The organism is Williamsia sp. DF01-3, from assembly GCF_023051145.1.
Lineage (GTDB): Bacteria > Actinomycetota > Actinomycetes > Mycobacteriales > Mycobacteriaceae > Williamsia.
Genome location: NZ_JALKFS010000005.1, coordinates 4,061,156 through 4,076,396, shown reverse-complemented (window position 1 = coordinate 4,076,396; position 15,241 = coordinate 4,061,156). Strand labels below are relative to the sequence as shown.

At 64.9% G+C, this 15,241-nt stretch carries 16 protein-coding genes and 1 pseudogene; 9 read left to right on the top strand and 8 right to left on the bottom strand.

All coding sequences use genetic code 11. The annotated features are described in order from the left end of the window. Window positions 1-3 precede the first annotated feature (3 nt). Window positions 4-1,293, bottom strand: a complete 1,290-nt coding sequence (locus MVA47_RS21335; protein WP_247209796.1) for a sodium:proton antiporter — start codon at window positions 1,291-1,293, stop codon at window positions 4-6. Between the two features lie 96 nt (window positions 1,294-1,389). Further along, on the bottom strand, window positions 1,390-1,962 hold the full coding sequence (locus MVA47_RS21330; protein ID WP_247209795.1) for a sigma-70 family RNA polymerase sigma factor: 573 nt from the start codon (window positions 1,960-1,962) through the stop codon (window positions 1,390-1,392). 515 nt (window positions 1,963-2,477) lie between these two features. On the opposite strand from MVA47_RS21330, the gene MVA47_RS21325 reads away from it, so the two are divergent. From MVA47_RS21325 to MVA47_RS21315, 3 genes are read left to right on the top strand one after another with little or no spacing between them, the layout of a single operon-like run. Next, window positions 2,478-3,041 carry a type 1 glutamine amidotransferase domain-containing protein gene (locus tag MVA47_RS21325; RefSeq protein ID WP_247209794.1) on the top strand — a complete coding sequence of 188 codons (564 nt, stop codon included), beginning with the start codon at window positions 2,478-2,480 and terminating at the stop codon, window positions 3,039-3,041. 34 nt (window positions 3,042-3,075) lie between these two features. Further along, complete coding sequence (locus tag MVA47_RS21320) at window positions 3,076-3,903, top strand: oxygenase MpaB family protein (protein WP_247209793.1); 828 nt, start codon at window positions 3,076-3,078, stop codon at window positions 3,901-3,903. Between the two features lie 29 nt (window positions 3,904-3,932). Next, window positions 3,933-4,568 carry an LON peptidase substrate-binding domain-containing protein gene (locus tag MVA47_RS21315; protein ID WP_247209792.1) on the top strand — a complete coding sequence of 212 codons (636 nt, stop codon included), beginning with the start codon at window positions 3,933-3,935 and terminating at the stop codon, window positions 4,566-4,568. Window positions 4,569-4,586: 18 nt separating this feature from the next. On the opposite strand, the gene MVA47_RS26820 is transcribed toward MVA47_RS21315, so the two are convergent. Then, window positions 4,587-5,117 carry a DUF4190 domain-containing protein gene (locus tag MVA47_RS26820; RefSeq protein ID WP_281504841.1) on the bottom strand — a complete coding sequence of 177 codons (531 nt, stop codon included), beginning with the start codon at window positions 5,115-5,117 and terminating at the stop codon, window positions 4,587-4,589. 88 nt (window positions 5,118-5,205) lie between these two features. Then, window positions 5,206-5,901, bottom strand: coding sequence for a hypothetical protein (locus MVA47_RS21305; protein ID WP_247209791.1), 696 nt, complete (start codon window positions 5,899-5,901; stop codon window positions 5,206-5,208). A gap of 18 nt (window positions 5,902-5,919) precedes the next feature. Here MVA47_RS21305 and MVA47_RS21300 point away from each other — a divergent pair, with 18 nt between their 5' ends. The 4 genes and pseudogenes from MVA47_RS21300 to MVA47_RS21285 all read left to right on the top strand — a co-directional run bounded on the left by MVA47_RS21300 (window position 5,920) and on the right by MVA47_RS21285 (window position 10,366). Further along, window positions 5,920-6,777: a rhodanese-related sulfurtransferase gene (locus MVA47_RS21300; protein ID WP_247209790.1), complete on the top strand. Its 858-nt coding sequence runs from the start codon at window positions 5,920-5,922 to the stop codon at window positions 6,775-6,777. Continuing rightward, window positions 6,774-7,811, top strand: coding sequence for a GTP-binding protein (locus tag MVA47_RS21295; RefSeq protein ID WP_247209789.1), 1,038 nt, complete (start codon window positions 6,774-6,776; stop codon window positions 7,809-7,811). The genes MVA47_RS21300 and MVA47_RS21295 overlap by 4 nt, the downstream gene beginning before the upstream one ends. 283 nt (window positions 7,812-8,094) lie before the next feature. Continuing rightward, window positions 8,095-8,922, top strand: a pseudogene (locus tag MVA47_RS21290) (N-acetylmuramoyl-L-alanine amidase); the annotation flags it as partial. A 493-nt stretch (window positions 8,923-9,415) separates the two neighbouring features. Further along, window positions 9,416-10,366, top strand: coding sequence for an SDR family oxidoreductase (locus MVA47_RS21285; RefSeq protein ID WP_116914971.1), 951 nt, complete (start codon window positions 9,416-9,418; stop codon window positions 10,364-10,366). Here the strand turns inward: MVA47_RS21285 and nadE are convergent. After that, the gene (nadE, locus tag MVA47_RS21280; protein WP_247209788.1) at window positions 10,335-11,159 is read right to left on the bottom strand and encodes an ammonia-dependent NAD(+) synthetase; all 825 of its coding nucleotides are present in this window, start codon (window positions 11,157-11,159) and stop codon (window positions 10,335-10,337) included. The two genes, MVA47_RS21285 and nadE, sit on opposite strands and share 32 nt — an antisense overlap. Before the next feature lie 6 nt (window positions 11,160-11,165). Here nadE and MVA47_RS21275 point away from each other — a divergent pair, with 6 nt between their 5' ends. Further along, window positions 11,166-11,972: a fructosamine kinase family protein gene (locus MVA47_RS21275; protein ID WP_281504840.1), complete on the top strand. Its 807-nt coding sequence runs from the start codon at window positions 11,166-11,168 to the stop codon at window positions 11,970-11,972. Continuing rightward, entirely contained in the window at window positions 11,969-12,529 is a 561-nt protein-coding gene (locus MVA47_RS21270; RefSeq protein WP_247209787.1) for a nucleosidase, read from the top strand. The genes MVA47_RS21275 and MVA47_RS21270 overlap by 4 nt, the downstream gene beginning before the upstream one ends. A 9-nt stretch (window positions 12,530-12,538) precedes the next feature. Here the strand turns inward: MVA47_RS21270 and MVA47_RS21265 are convergent, their stop codons facing one another. The 3 genes from MVA47_RS21265 to MVA47_RS21255 all read right to left on the bottom strand — a co-directional run bounded on the left by MVA47_RS21265 (window position 12,539) and on the right by MVA47_RS21255 (window position 15,215). Further along, window positions 12,539-13,357 carry a DUF6542 domain-containing protein gene (locus MVA47_RS21265; RefSeq protein ID WP_247209786.1) on the bottom strand — a complete coding sequence of 273 codons (819 nt, stop codon included), beginning with the start codon at window positions 13,355-13,357 and terminating at the stop codon, window positions 12,539-12,541. A gap of 71 nt (window positions 13,358-13,428) precedes the next feature. Then, window positions 13,429-13,923 carry a hypothetical protein gene (locus tag MVA47_RS21260; RefSeq protein WP_247209785.1) on the bottom strand — a complete coding sequence of 165 codons (495 nt, stop codon included), beginning with the start codon at window positions 13,921-13,923 and terminating at the stop codon, window positions 13,429-13,431. 140 nt (window positions 13,924-14,063) lie between these two features. Further along, complete coding sequence (locus MVA47_RS21255) at window positions 14,064-15,215, bottom strand: DNA recombination protein RmuC (RefSeq protein ID WP_247209784.1); 1,152 nt, start codon at window positions 15,213-15,215, stop codon at window positions 14,064-14,066. Window positions 15,216-15,241: the final 26 nt, after the last annotated feature.

The following is a 15,241-nucleotide window of genomic DNA, read 5'->3' as shown; positions in this document are numbered from 1 at the left end:
GGTTCACTGTTTCGGATCCCGGTCCGCGGCGGCAGCGTCATCGCGTTCGCCTTCGAGCAGGCGCATCACCCTCGCGGCGCTCACGCCGTGCACCACCACCGACAGCACGATCGTGAAAGACAGTGTGGCCCAGAGCATGTTCGCCTGTGGCAGGTCGGTTTCGGCGACCGCGTAGGCGAGGTAGTAGATCGAGCCGATGCCCCGGACCCCGAAGAATGCGGTGGCCCTGCGTTCTTTGGGGCCGAGGTCGGCGCAACCCTGCAGCGACAGCCAACCGACCACGGGTCGGATGACAAACACCAGGGCCACACCCACCAAGACGCCGCCCCAGGTCAGTTCGGCCAGCAGCCCGGACGTGAGGGCAGCGCCCACGAGAAGCAGCACAACCAATGTCAGAACGTGCTCGAGTTGTTCGATGAGACTGTGCATCTCCTCGTGGTAACCGCTGGACCGTTCGACGTTGCGGATGGCCAGGGCGCACGCGAACACGGCCAGGAAGCCGTAACCGCCGACGAGCTCGGTGAGGCCGTACACCGCGAAAGTAGCGGCGAGTGCGACGATCGGCTCACCGCGATCGGCCAGCCGCGCGTGTTTGATCGGGAAGCGGAAGAATCCGCGGCCGAGCAGGTTCCCGGCGAACCAACCGACCAGACCACCGATCACGATCTTGCCGACCAGGTCCCACGCCAGCCACGTCACGATCCAGTCCTCGATCGGGCCCTTGGTCGCCAGAAATATCGCCAAATACACGAACGGGAATGCGAGTGCGTCGTTCAGGCCTGCCTCAGATGTCAGCGCGAATCGAACCTCATCGTCTTCCTGGTGGGAGCCCTCGCCAGAGGTCGGTCCCTCCACTTGGACGTCCGAGGCCAACACCGGATCGGTCGGCGCCAGGGCGGCTCCAAGCAAAACCGCTGCGGCGGGGGTGAGCGCAGCAGCCCACCAACCGAGTACCGCGACCCCCGCGATGCACAGCGGCATCGCGATGAACAGCAGGCGCCAGGTGGAACTCCAGGTGCGCCAGTTGAGTGGTCGATCGATGGCCAGTCCCACGCCCATCAATGCCACGATGACACAAGCCTCGGTGAGGTACTGGGTCACGGCCGGATGGGAGAGAGGGGAGACCGGATCGGTTCCGGTGTCCCCGACGATGAGTCCCGTTATTGCGCCGATGGCGAGGACGATCATCGGGGCCGACAAGGCGCGGTCTCGGAAAAGTCGGGGAACGGTCGCAGCGAGTAGCAGCGCGACGCCGGCCGACACGTAGGCGATTTCGACGTTCAGCGGAGGCATCCCGGGGTGTGTGGTCTGACCATGACCACTTCGTACCCCGAAGTGCCGGTACCGAACCTCAGTACCGGACCCGAGCGACGGATCGGATGGGCGAGATCACGCCTCGGCGTGGATTTGCGACCTCAGCCGCAGGATCCCGTCGCGGAGGCGGGTCTTGAGAGTTGGCACCAAGATGCCGAGACGCTTCGCGGTCTCTCCGTGTGTCAGGTTGGCGAAGTACACCATGTCGATGCTCTGACGCTGGCGACTCGACAGCTTGCTGAGATGCCGCCGGATCTGAAGGTGCTCCTCGCGCAGCAGGAGGGGTTCATCGGCTCCGCCCTGCGGGATGTCGACCGAGAACATCGCGAGAACCGCGGTCTTCTTGCGTAGCCGTTCCTCTGCCCGCACCCGGTCGATCGCCCGCCGGTGGCAGATCATCATGAGCCAGGACAGCGGTCTACCCATCTCGGGCTGGTACTGACCGGCCTTCTGCCATACCTCGATGTAGACCTCTTGCAGGGTTTCCTCGGCGTATCCGAGATCCCGGACGGTCTTGTAGATCAACCCGAACAATCGTGCTCGGGTGGTGTCGTGCAATCGCCGAAACGCCGCTTCGTCTCCCTTGGAGACACGCTGGAGAAGTTGACCGAGGTCGACCTCTGACTCCGTCTCGGGTGCGTCGGTCATATTTCCATATAGGGACATGTTCTCAGTCCGTTACAGTCGCAGCTGTCCATCGCCCGGCCCCGAGACGGGTTTGAATTGTGAGTGGAGATGTCGAGCAAGGGCTTTCGCGTACCGCTGGTACACGCGCGGCCCGGTGTAGCCGGTGCTACTCGTCAGTAGAAGTGGATTCGACCGACCGGAACGTCGCTCTCAATCGTGTTTGGCGACGCAATTCGGATTGATGCAGTGCGGATCCGTCTTGGTCTTGTGAGTGTCGCCCCCGAAGGTTCGGAACTCCTTCACCTCGACCTCCATCTGCTGGCCGCAGGCTGGACAATGGTGAATCACTGGTTTGCTATACGTTTTCGTTGCCATACCCCACGGTAAGACTGTGATGTAGCTCACGTCTAGGCCCAATCGGCGGACAGTTTCGCGGTAACCGCTTGTTTGTCGGCAGGGTGGGCCGGGTATCCGGGTCGACGAGTGCAGAACGCGCCAAAAGCACACGTGCACAACGCTTTGACCGGAAGGTTGCAATGGCAAACGAACTGAGTGGGCAGAAGATCGCATTCTTGGTGGCGCCGGAGGGCGTCGAACAGGTTGAACTCACCGAACCCTGGGACGCGGTGGAGAAAGCGGGCGGTACACCGTCTCTGGTTTCCCTCGAATCAGGACAGATCCAGGCCTTCAATCATCTCGACAAAGCTGATCAATTCCCCGTCGACAAGGTGGTAGCCGAGGTCCCCTCTGCGGACTTCGACGCGTTGGTCCTGCCGGGCGGTGTCGCCAATCCTGACAATCTGCGGATGAACGACGAAGCCGTCAAGTTCATCTCCGGTTTCTTCACCGAGGGCAAACCTGTTGCCGCCATCTGCCATGCCCCGTGGACGCTCATCGAGGCCGGTGTGGTGTCCGACCGCAAGCTGACATCGTGGCCCAGCCTGCGCACCGACATCACCAACGCCGGTGGCCAATGGACCGATGAGGAAGTGGTTGTCGACAACGCCGGTTCGAACACGCTGATCACCAGTCGTAAGCCGGACGATCTACCCGCATTCTGTGAGGCACTGATCCGGGAGTTCGCCGCCGACAACAGGTGACATCGGGCATCATCACCCTGAAGTTAGGGGAACCGTGCGAACACCCACGAAGACCGCGGATTTGCTGACCCTCATGGGGAGCGCGAACAACACGGCCAACGTCATCATGCAATTGGCGATGGCGCCTGTTGGCCACGGCGTGCGTGAAAGTCGGGTCGACTCCGGGAATGTCTTCATGCATCCCGTGAAGCGGGCACGGACAACCTTTTCATTTCTTGCGGTCGCGTTGATGGGGGACGACGAGGACAAGGAGTTCGTGCGGGAGAAACTTCGATCCGTTCATCGCCAAGTGGTGTCCACGAAAACCAGTCCCGTGAAATACAGCGCGAATGACCCACGCCTGCAACTCTGGGTTGCTGCGTGCCTGTACCGCTGGTTCGTCGACCAATACGAGTTCCTGTACGGACCCATACCTCCTGGCCAGGCTGATGCCATTTACCAGGACGCCGCCACATTGGCGACAACTCTCAATGTGCGACCGCACATGTGGCCGGCCGACCGAGAACAGTTCGAGCGCTACTGGGAGGAGCAGCTCGGGTCGATCCACATCGACCCTGCGGTGCGCGAGCATCTGCTGGCCATCGCGGACCTCAGTTTCCTACGAGGTCACGTGGGTCCGGTGGGCACCTTGCTTCACTTGACGCTGGGAAAGCCCTACCTGTTCATGACCACAGGTAGCCTGCCCCAGCCGTTCCGTGACGAGATGGGCTTTCGGTGGTCGCCCGCGCAGCAGCGTGCCTTTGACGACATCCGGCGGATGGTGGCAGTGGTCGACCGTGTCGCGCCCGTGCTGAAGCTGATGATGCGGGCGCAAGTGTTCGACGTGCGGCTGCGGCGACGCGCTGGGATCCGGGTGTTCTGAGGTGCCGGCAGCCAGGCATGCTGGGTGACATGAGCGCACACCCGATGTTTCCGCTGGGAATGACGCTGCTGCCCGGCGAACCGTTGAGCTTGCAGGTGTTCGAACCTCGCTACCGGACGATGGTCGCCGACTGCACGTCCGCGGACGGCGACAACACCTTTGGCGTCGTCCTGATCGCTCGAGGCCACGAGGTGGGCGGCGGCGAAGAACGCGTGGACGTCGGCACACTTGCCTCCATCGAGGAATGCAGTCCACGTCCCGACGGCCGCTATCACCTGTCGTGCGTGGGTACCGAACGATTCCGGGTGAGGTCGTGGCTGCCCGACAACCCGTATCCGAAGGCCGACATCGAGCTGTGGCCGACGCCGCAGACCGATGAGCTGAACCTCGACCTCCAGCCGGTGGTCCACCGACTCGACTCGTTGGCCGAAGCGCTGATGCGGATCCGGGGAATCGCGGTCGGCGACCGCCTCATCGAACCGCTCGACAACGACGAGACGGTGGAGACGAAAGTTTACGGCACCGCTGTGCGACTGGGCCTCGGCCCGGCCGATCGACTGCGCATTCTGTCGGCCCCGACGACTGCAGAGCGTATCGATGCACTCTGCCAGGCCCTCGACGACCTGATCGCGGTCATCGAGTTCTCAGGACTGCCGAGTAATTGACCGCCCGAGTAGCGGTGGTCAGCTCGATCCGGAGCTTGCCGCGACAAGGATGACAAAGCCGATGACCCCGATCACCGAGATCGCGATCCCGATCCAGCCGAGGATCTGTCCGGCCTGCGCCATGCCCTTGCCGTTCTGCGTTCCCTGAGACTGGTCGATCTCTTTGATCGCCTTGTTGCCGAAGATCACCGCGGGAATGCTGACCAGGCCGCACACGAGCACAAATGCACCGATGCCCAGCACCAGCGAGATCACCGCACTGGTGTTGGTCTGGGCGACGGGGGTGTACGGATACCCCGCGGGGTTGTATCCAGGCACCTGGCCGTAACCCGGCTGGCCGTAGCCCTGCTGCCCATAGGTCGGTTGCCCGTAGCCCTGCTGGCCGTAGTCGGGCTGGCCGTAACCCGATTGCCCGTAGTCGGGCTGGCCGAATCCGGGCTGCTGGTAGCCGAATCCGGGGTCCGCGGGCGGCGGATTGTCGCCGGCGCCCGGATCCTGTTTGCGCAGCGGATCGTTGGAGGGCGGCTCGTACGGCGGGGGATAGGTCATGCCGTCACCTTTCAGGCTCGACTGGGGCGCTCGGGCTCAGCTGGAGTTGGTCAGGCAGCGGCCCGATTCGTGTGCCGAGTGTATCCGGCTAGCGCCCGGGTGTGGCGGTGGATTCCTCGCCGCCTTCGGTCAGTGCGGCCGGAGCCGGGTCGGCGCCGGACAGGGCGCGGTACTCACCGTCGCGCAGGGCAAACCCGTTGAGTGATCGGGTGTTCAGGCAGTACAGGCCGGAGTCGTCGTTCAGACATTGGAAGGTGCCGACGGACATGGTGGAGCCGGTGGGCAACACGGAGCCCCGAACCCACACCCACGGTGTGTCGGCACAGGTCCCCTGGGTGGGGGTGTCGGTGAGGACAACATAGTCGGCCTCCCAGTTGCAGTAGTCGCGGGTGGTCGTGGAGCTGCCGGCGGGGTTGGTGGGTTCGCACGCAAGGGTCGGCCGGTCACGCTGCACGGTGGAGCAGTTGACCGCACCGTCTGCGGTCGCGAAATGAAACTGCGAGGTGTCCTCTATCGGACCGTCCTGTGTCTGCGCGGCCTGGTGATACAAGCTGTTGTCGACGCGGGGCGCGGTGCTGATCGCGGTGGCCACGGTGAAGCCCTGTGACCGCCCGGCCGTGGTGCTCCGTGTGGTCGTGGTGGTGGAGGTCGCCGATTGCTCGGTGGACAACTCGTCGGTCGGCGGCAGTTCCGTGCGGGTGGGGCCGTCCTCCGGAAGGCAGCCGCCGAGCACCGCCGCGGTCGCGACGGCTGCGATGGCCGCGGCGATCGATCTGTTCCTCATGTCCGTACCCTTACCCGTGTGTCGACACCCAAGATCGTGCTGTTCTACGTCTTCACGCCGCTGGCCGATCCAGAGGCAATCCGCCTATGGCAGCAAACTTTATGCGAGTCGGCAGGCGTGACGGGCCGGATCATCATCTCCGAGCACGGCATCAACAGCACCGTCGGCGGCGACATCACCGCGGTGAAGCGCTACGTCCGCGGCACCCGGGCGTATCCGGCGTTCAAGAATGCAGACATCAAGTGGTCCGACGGCGCCGGGGACGATTTTCCTCGCCTCAGTGTCAAGGTGCGTCCGGAGATCGTCACATTCGGGGCGCCGGACGAAGTGCGGGTCGACGACGGTGGCGTCGTCGGCGGCGGTGCGCACCTCACGGCTGAGGCTCTCCATCAGCTGGTCGCGGACCGCGGTGACGACGTCGTGTTCTTCGATGGTCGAAACGCGATCGAGGCGCAGATCGGTCGTTTCCGCGACGCGGTGGTGCCACCGACGCAGACCACCCGCGACTTCCTGGAGGTCATCGAGCGCGGTGACTACGACCACCTCAAGGACAAGCCCGTGGTCACGTACTGCACCGGCGGTGTGCGGTGCGAGGTGCTGTCGGTGTTGATGCGCAACCGCGGGTTCGGTGAGGTCTATCAACTGGACGGTGGAATCGTCCGGTACGGCGAACAATTCGGCGATGACGGCTTGTGGGAGGGCTCGCTCTACGTCTTCGACAAGCGGATGAGCGTCGACTTCTCTGACCATGCCAAGGTCATCGGACATTGCGCGCAGTGTGGCGCAGCCACCAAGAACGTTGCCAACTATCCCGACGCCGACGGCAGAGACCTCGTTGTCGTCTGCCCCGACTGCGTCGCCGGACCGGAGCGATGAAGACCGTTCCTGTTCTGATAGTCGCGGGGTTCCTGGGTTCGGGCAAGACAACTCTGCTCAACCACCTTCTCCGCAACCGTGCCGGTCTGCGAATCGGGGTGGTGGTCAACGACTTCGGAGCAGTGAACATCGACGCGATGCTGGTGGCGGGTCAGGTCGACGGCACGGTGGCGCTCGGCAATGGCTGCATGTGCTGCACGGTCGACGACGAGGGACTCGAGGCAACCTTTGCCGCGCTGACCACTCCGCGCGCCGCTCTGGACCTGATCGTGGTGGAGGCGAGCGGCCTGGCCGAGCCGCGCAATCTGGTGCGGATGGTCGCGGCGAGCACTCATCCGCGAACCGAGTACGGCGGTCTTGTCTACCTTGTCGATGCGGCGAACTATGAGGCCACACGGGAGCGTCATCCGCAGATCGATCAGCATGTGGCGCTCGCCGACATGATCGTGATGAACAAGGTGGACCTGGCCGAGCAATCGTCTGTCGACGCCGTGCGCGACCGACTACGCGAGCGAAACGCCACGGCGCCGATCGTCGCGACCAGCGACTCCGCGATTGACATAGGGCTGCTGTTGGATGCTGACGACAAGCCCGTGGATGACAAGGCTCCGCGGCAGCTGGGTCTCGACGAGCTGCTGCTGGCCGAGGATCCGGGCGGCGCAGACGGCAGCGAGGAGCATTGCGGTCATCTGCACCACGACTACCAGTCGGTGTCCGTGACCGAGAGCGCCCCGATGAACCCGCGGGCGCTGTCGGCCTTTCTCGAACAACCGCCTGCAGGTGTGTTCCGTATCAAGGGATTCGTCTGGTTCGACGTGGTGGGGCATCGGCAGAAGTACGTCCTGCACACCGTGGGGAACTACGTGACGGTCCACTCCCAGCGCTGGGAGAAAGACGAGCCACGGCGTACCGAACTCGTGGTGATCGGGGTGGGCATCGACGAGGAGCAGGTGCGCCGGGTCCTGCTGGAGGCTCGCGCCGACGGCGACGTCGACAAGCAGGCCATGCTCAGCCTCACCCGCTACCTGCGGTAGCGCAGGGTACCTGCGGATCTGTCTGTCACGACCTGTGCCGCCGCACAGTTGCGCATCGACCAGATCACAAGCCAACAACAGTTTCTCAGCTGCAGGTCGGCAATTTCCCAAAAGTCTCAACTACTGCTTGACTGTTACTGAAGTGAATATTGTGACTGATGTTGCGCCTATTGGGTGGAACTCGGACTCGATTTCAGGCGTACTCGAAAGGAACACCGTGACCAAGAAGAACCTCCGCGTCGCCGGGCTCACCTCCCTGGCGGTTGCGGCCTCCCTGATCGCGATGCCCACTGCAGCCAATGCCGAACCTGCACCGGCACAGGGGAACACGCTGGCAGGCAAGACTGTTTTCCTCGATCCCGGACATCAGGGATCGGCTGCGGGCAACGACCTGAACAAACCGGTTCCCGACGGGCGTGGAGGCACCAAGCCGTGCCAGACCACCGGAGCCACCAGCCCCGATGGGGTGCCTGAGCACAAGGTCAACTGGGACATCACCCAGCTGGTCAAGGCCGGACTCGAGAGCCAGGGCGCCAAGGTTGTCCTGAGTCGCCAAGATGACACCGGGTGGGGAGGGTGCATCGATGAGCGGGCCAACGCGGCCAACGCCTCGAATGCCGACCTGGCCGTGAACATCCACGCGGACTCGACCTCGCCCGGCACCGATGCGGGTAAGAGTGGCTTCCACATCATCGTCCCCGAACTGCCCATTCCTGACGCGGCCGTGAACGAGGTGCAGTCGGGCAAGGGGCGCAAGGCCGCCGAGCAGATGCGTGACGCATTCAAGAGCGCAGGGTTTGCACCCGCGAACTACGCCGGCGCGCAGGACGGACTGCAGACCCGCGCGGACATTGCGGCCGTCAACCTGACGAAGGTGCCAGACGTCTTCGCCGAGCTGGGCAACCTGTCGAACCCGGCTGATGCCGCTGCGTTGTCGGGTGCCGAGGGCCAGCTCAAGTACGCCATCGCCATCGTCGACGGCGCCATCAGGTACTTGCTGACGGGTGCCACCGCACCGACCCCGACGACCGCCCCCACCACGGGCACCACGCCTACCACCGCTACGGCGCCGACGACCGGAACCTCGCCGACGACGGCCGCGCCCTCTGCCGCGGGTACACAGCCGACCACGCCGGCGGCATCGACGGTCGCCCCGACCGCACCTTCAACCACCACGCCGTCGACCACCGCGCCCTCCACCACCACGCCTTCAACCACGGCGCCGTCGGTGACCACCCCGTCAACACCTGCGCGACCGACGACGACACCCTCGACGGGCACCCCGAAGGCAACCACACCGAAGACGACCACCACGACTCCTTCGCCGGGTATCGGGTTTCCGCAGTTGCCTCTGGCCGGTCAGCAGTCCACAACACCCACCACCGAGCAGAGTGAGGGAATCGATCTGAGTGGTCTGCAGGCGATCCTGCCGCTGCTCGGACAGTTGTCGCAGACCGACGATCCCGAGGCCATCGAGGGTCTCCTGTCGAGCGAGGGAAGTGACGCCGCATCGCAGGTTCTGCAGGCGATGTTGTCGGTCGTCTACGAGATGTTTGGCGGCAAACTCCCTATCTGAGTACGGACGTGACCCGTAGGGTTGGGTCATGAGTGTTCGAGATCTGTTGGTGATGAAGGCTCCAGTGCCCACTTTGCAGGGCAAGCGGGTCCTGATTACCGGTGCCGGGAGCGGGATCGGCAAAGCCACTGCCGTGGCGGCTGCGCGTGAGGGCGCAGCGCTCGTGCTCACCGATATCGCCGCCGACAATCTCGACGAGACCGTCGCCGAGATCAAGCGCGCCGACGGCAAGATCCTGTTCCATCGTCCCGGTGACGTCTCGGACTACGAGTGGGTGCGCCGGTTCGCCCAGCAGGTGGACGCTGAGGTCGGCGTGATGGACGTGGTGATGAACATCGCCGGTGTATCTGCTTGGGGCACAGTGGAAAACCTGGAGCACCGTCACTGGAAGAAGATGGTCGACGTCAACCTGATGGGCCCGATCCACATCATCGAGTGTTTCGTTCCGCAGATCGTGCGCCGTGGCCGTGGGGGCCATCTCGTCAACGTGTCGTCGGCGGCGGGCTTGCTCGCCCTGCCCTGGCACGCGGCATACAGTGCCAGCAAGTTCGGGGTGCGCGGCGTGTCCGAGGTGTTACGAATGGACCTGCGCCGCCACAAGATCGGGGTCTCGCTGGTGTGCCCCGGCGGTGTCGACACGCCTCTGGTCAACACCGTGGACATCGCCGGCATCGACCGGGACAACCCGAAGGTTCAGCGGCAGATCGAACACTTCCACAAGGTGGCCGTCTCTCCCGAGCGTGCCGCGCAGGCCATTTTGCGTGGGGTGCGCAAAAACCAGTTCATGGTGTACACCTCGCTGGACATCCGGTTCGGCTACTGGGTGGCACGCAAGTTCGCCTTGCCGTACGAGGTGGTCATGCGTATTGCCAACAACCGATTCGATCAGCTGGCGAGAGTGAGTGGTCGTAACCTCGAAGCTCTTGCCGTGCAGTCGGATTCGAATACTAGCTCGTCCACCAGTCGTCAAAAGGGCTGACCGGTACCGTTCGCTTGTGGCGGGTGCGCAGAAACAGTGATTCGATCCGCTCGGCCACCTGACCGTCCACCTCGTGGCCCTCGAGGTAGTCGTCGATCTGGCTGTAGGTGACACCAAGCACCTCTTCGTCCGGCAGCGCCGGCCGATCATCTTCGAGGTCGGCGGTGGGAACCTTCGAGGTCACCGAGTCGGGTGCGCCGAGATGCCGGAGAATCTGTGCCCCTTGTCGTTTGGTCAATCCGGTGAGGGGAGTGATGTCCACGCCCCCGTCGCCGTATTTGGTGAAGAATCCGGTGACGGCCTCCGCCGCGTGATCGGTACCGACGACCAGGAGGTTGTCGTGGGCGGCGATGGCGTACTGCAACACCATGCGTTCGCGGGCCTTGATGTTGCCGCGCACCAGGTCTTCGAGCGGTTCGCCGATCATCTGGACGACTTCCTCGGCAGTGGCGTCCGATCCCGGTTTGACGTTGCACACCACCGACCGGTCGGGCGCGATGAACGTCAATGCGATCTGGGCGTCGTCTTCATCGGCTTGTTCGCCGTAGGGAAGCCGTACCGCGACGAAGGTGGCTTGGGTTCCTTCTGATCGCAGACCCTCGGCCGCCAGCTGGCACAGTTTGCCGGTGAGGCAGGAGTCCTGCCCGCCGCTGATTCCGAGGATGAACCCTGCCGAGCCCGCAGCCTTCAGATACTGCTTGAGGAAGGCCACTCGCCGTTCCACTTCTGCTCCGGGGTCGATGGTGTCCGACACCTCGAGCTCGGTGATGATGCGCTTTTGCAGGCTGGTCATGAGGCGATGGTAGTGCGCCCTACGGTGATCCGGCACGCTGGACGGGTGAGCGCAGACGAGTACCGCAAGCATCAGCCCGGGGTGCACCCCGATTTCTTCATGGCCGAGGCGGCCGGTCTCCGGTGGCTCGCCGCCGCCGGAGCTCCTGTCGTGCGGGTGTTGGATGTGGGAGCCGATCACATCACCTTGGCCAGGGTGGCGACATCGGCGCCCGGCAAGGCGGCCGCACGCAACTTCGGGTCCGCCCTGGCGAGGATGCATGATGCGGGGGCCGACCAGTTCGGGAGCGGGCCACCTGATTTCGACGGTCAGTTGTTCATCGGCCGGCGTCCGATGCCGTCAGACCCGACCGCCACGTGGGGTGACTTCTACGCGCGCCAGCGGGTGCTCCCATTTCTCGACGATGCGGTATCTGCGGGAAACCTTGGCGCGGCCGACGAATCGGACACCAGGGCGGCGTGTGAGCTGATCGCCACGGGCGCGTTCGACGACGCCTACCGCCCGGCACGAATCCATGGTGATCTGTGGAACGGAAACGTGATGTGGACATCGAAAGGGGTGGTGATGATCGATCCTGCTGCGCACGGCGGTCACCGTGAGACAGATCTGGCGATGCTCGCGTTGTTCGGCTGCCCGGAACTGGGGTCGGTCATCGAGGGGTACCAGGACACCCACCCGCTGGAACCCGGTTGGCGCGAGCGGATTGCGTTGCATCAGTTGCATCCGCTGGCCGTGCACGCGGCCGGCCATGGTCCGCATTACGGGGTCGAACTGGGCCGGGCGGCCCGCCGCACGCTGGAGCTGGCGCGTTGAGCAACATCCTGGTGGTGTCGGCCACCCGATCAGAGGCAGCCCACGTACCCGTCGAACTGCCGTTGCTCATCTGTGGGATCGGCAAGGTCGCTGCTTCGATCGCGGTGACCCGGTCGTTGGCGGCCCATCCCGACCCCGCGTCGGTGACCGTGATCAACGTGGGCACTGCCGGAGCTCTCCGGCCTTCGATGGCCGGCCTGTACGTGGCATCGGTGGTGCATCAGCACGACATCAGCAGCGCCGCTCTCACCGCGATGGGATACCCGGTGGTGGACCGGATCGAACTACCTGACGGGGACGGCAGCGAACTGGCCACCGGGGACACCTTTGTGGCCGACCCAGCTCACCGCGATGCGCTGGCGCATCGGGCGGCGCTGGTCGACATGGAGGGGTTCGCGATCGCCCGAGCTGCCGGAGAGTTCGGGGCGCCCTGTCGCCTGGTCAAGGTCGTCAGCGATGAGGCAGATGCGCAAGCCATGGACTGGCCGGCCAGGGTGGATGCGGTGGCAGGACTCCTCGGCGACTGGCTCAGAACCCACGTCGCGGACGCGTGCTGACCGGAGGACTCAGCTGGGTTCGCGGTACCGGAGCCGGGGGGCGTTGGTCAGATCATCGGGGGCCCGGTAGGCCCGTGCGCCCGGCGGCGGTGGGTCGTCGTACGACGATGCACGCCGGCGACGCGGCTCAGGGGCTTCCGGGACAGCCCGGCGGCGGCGAGGGGCCGCGGCCGGATCCGATGCCCGATTGACTGCGCGGTCGCGCGGCTCGGTGGATCGGGCGGTACCCGGGCGAGGCGCTTGGCCACTTCGCGACCGCGAGGTGGTTGCCGCAGGTGGCGTCGAGTCGTCGGACCGGCTCGCACGGGTTCGCGCCGGAGTGTCCGCGGATGCGGCAGGGCGTCGACCCGTGGCCGGGCGTCGATCGCTCTTGGTGAGGACCACGGTCTTCTTGGGATGGGTCAGCCATACCCGGGCCGCCGCGATCGCGAGCACCGCGGCAAAGGTCCAGCCCATCAGAGGAAAGAGCTTGGCAACCGGAAGGGCCACGTTGAAGATCAGCCGCTTCACGCCGGAGTCACTGTCCGACACCAGGAAGTAGAGGGTCACCACCGCGACGACGAACAGGATGAGCGGGGGTTGTGTGACGGCGGTGAACAGCGCGCGTCGGCGTACCGCGAGTACCGCGGCGATGCAGCCGATCACGTAGAGGGCCCGGAATCCGAACCCGAGACTGGTTTCGTCACCGGCGAGCGCGAGGACCGCACCCAACACCGTCAGGCCACCGGCGAGCAACACCGCGCCCCACCACGGAACCCCGGGTGCGGTGGGAAGTGCGGATTGCTCATCGAGGGGAACCCCCGAGCGAGAGCGCGGGCCAGAAATCACATGTCGACCGTACCGGTAAACCCTGAGAAACCCGGTAACGAACCCGTCGGATCGAACTGTGGCGAGTATCGCTAACGGGGGCCGTCGAGCGACGCCCGGCCCGGCAGACCCGACCCGGGAACGCTCCCCACGCGGGTTCCCGTGAACGTGGCGGTGATGGCATGCGGGCACGTGAAGTCCGCCGCCCGCGCCAGCGTCCGTGGTCCGCGCCGGTTGGATGACTGGACGGCTCGTTCCCGAATCAGCAGGCTGCGCACGTGGTCGGCTGATCCGACTCTGCTGCAGCCTGGCTGTTGCCCGGTGGTCCGAGTTACGTTGACGACGGCCGCGGTGACCTTCGCGTGTGTGAGGACACTGCCGAGCGAGCCGGTGTTCGCAGTTTCGACATTGGCGGCCACGGTCGCCGCAGGTGTGATCACCTGGCCGGTCAGCTCACGGTCGGCGTTGTCTCCGACCGCGAATGCGAATGCGCCCACGGCTGCGGTGGTGAGGAGCCAGCCACTGACCACACCGGCGCTGCGAAGAGTTCCGGATGACGGTGTCTGAGGAACGCGGCTGACATGCATGTGACTGACTCCAGGTTTTGAAGGGAACTGGAATCACTGTGTCGTCTGCCGCTTGGACTGGGCTTGAAGATGACTAGGAAGCCACGCGACCCGGCCTTCCAAGTCGTGTTGTCCATTCCAAGAAGGCCCGTCGGTGCACGTCAGACGAGGCCGGCACCGGTGCGTCTGGGCTGGGAGTCGATCGGAACCGGCGGGGCGAGGTCGTCGAGGTCGGCGAATGCGTCGAGCTCGGACAATTTGCGAGCGGTGACGGTGATCCGTGAATCGATGGTGCCGATCGCACCGTTGTAGGAGTCCACGGCCTTGGACAGCGAACCCCCGAGCTTGTCCAGGTGGCGGGTGACCATCCCGATGCGTTGATACAACTCTTTGCCGAGATGGTGGATCTGCTGGGCATCTCGGGTCAGAGCTTCCTGGCGCCAGCCCAGCGCGATCGTCCGGAGCAGGGCCACCAGATTGGTGGGGGTGGCGATCACGACGTTCTGGTCGAATCCGAAGTCGAGGAGGTCTGGGTCGGCGCGGCACGCCATCTCCAAGATGGCCTCTCCCGGGACGAACAGCACCACGAACTCGGGTGAGTTGCCGACAGATTCCCAATAGGACTTCGACGCCAGGTGCTGCACGTGAGCACGCAGGGCGCGGGCGTGCGCGCGGTACCCCTGCGCGCGTGCGGTCGGGTCGGTGCTCTCAGCGGCTTCCAGATATGCCGACAACGGCACCTTGGCATCGATGACGATGTCTTTGCCTCCGGGAAGGTGCACCACGAGGTCGGGCCGGACGCGGCTCGAGTCGTTGGTGGTTCCGGCGGCCTGCGTCGTGAAGTCGCAGTGTCGCTGCAGACCCGCCGCCTCGATCACGCGCTCGAGGTGCAGTTCGCCCCACCTTCCGCGGGCTTGTGGGGAACGCAGCGCTCCGGCCAATTGTTCGGCCTGCGACCCCAGATGTGCTGTGGTCTGGCGCATTCCGGTGACCTGCTCGGAAAGGCCCGCATAGGCCGCGATGCGGTTGCGCTCGGTACGGCGCAGTTCGCCCGCGAGCGAGTCGAGCGTGTCACGCAGCGGGCCGACGATGTGCGAGACCTGCTGTCCGATCGCCCCGGACTGGCGGCGGGCGGCATCCTCGCTGGCTGCCGACAACGATCGGACCAGCAGTTCGTGATTGGCGTGCGCGGCTTCGGCCTCCGCCCGCGCGACAGCCACTTCGGTGTTGGATCGGCCGGCGTGCACAAACCATCCGAGCGCGAAACCGATCACCAGCCCGAGGACGAGCAGTAGAACTGCGGTGGTACCCATGGTGTTGATGGTGCATCAGGGGTCGG

Excerpts from the sequence above, each read along its gene's own strand:
- MVA47_RS21335 (WP_247209796.1), bottom strand. The coding sequence starts at position 1,293 with ATGCCTCCGCTGAACGTCGAAATCGCCTACGTGTCGGCCGGCGTCGCG.
- MVA47_RS21330 (WP_247209795.1), bottom strand. The coding sequence starts at position 1,962 with ATGACCGACGCACCCGAGACGGAGTCAGAGGTCGACCTCGGTCAACTT.
- MVA47_RS21325 (WP_247209794.1), top strand. The coding sequence starts at position 2,478 with ATGGCAAACGAACTGAGTGGGCAGAAGATCGCATTCTTGGTGGCGCCG.
- MVA47_RS21315 (WP_247209792.1), top strand. The coding sequence starts at position 3,933 with ATGAGCGCACACCCGATGTTTCCGCTGGGAATGACGCTGCTGCCCGGC.
- MVA47_RS26820 (WP_281504841.1), bottom strand. The coding sequence starts at position 5,117 with ATGACCTATCCCCCGCCGTACGAGCCGCCCTCCAACGATCCGCTGCGC.
- MVA47_RS21305 (WP_247209791.1), bottom strand. The coding sequence starts at position 5,901 with ATGAGGAACAGATCGATCGCCGCGGCCATCGCAGCCGTCGCGACCGCG.
- MVA47_RS21295 (WP_247209789.1), top strand. The coding sequence starts at position 6,774 with ATGAAGACCGTTCCTGTTCTGATAGTCGCGGGGTTCCTGGGTTCGGGC.
- MVA47_RS21285 (WP_116914971.1), top strand. The coding sequence starts at position 9,416 with ATGAGTGTTCGAGATCTGTTGGTGATGAAGGCTCCAGTGCCCACTTTG.
- nadE (WP_247209788.1), bottom strand. The coding sequence starts at position 11,159 with ATGACCAGCCTGCAAAAGCGCATCATCACCGAGCTCGAGGTGTCGGAC.
- MVA47_RS21275 (WP_281504840.1), top strand. The coding sequence starts at position 11,166 with ATGGTAGTGCGCCCTACGGTGATCCGGCACGCTGGACGGGTGAGCGCA.
- MVA47_RS21260 (WP_247209785.1), bottom strand. The coding sequence starts at position 13,923 with ATGCATGTCAGCCGCGTTCCTCAGACACCGTCATCCGGAACTCTTCGC.
- MVA47_RS21255 (WP_247209784.1), bottom strand. The coding sequence starts at position 15,215 with ATGGGTACCACCGCAGTTCTACTGCTCGTCCTCGGGCTGGTGATCGGT.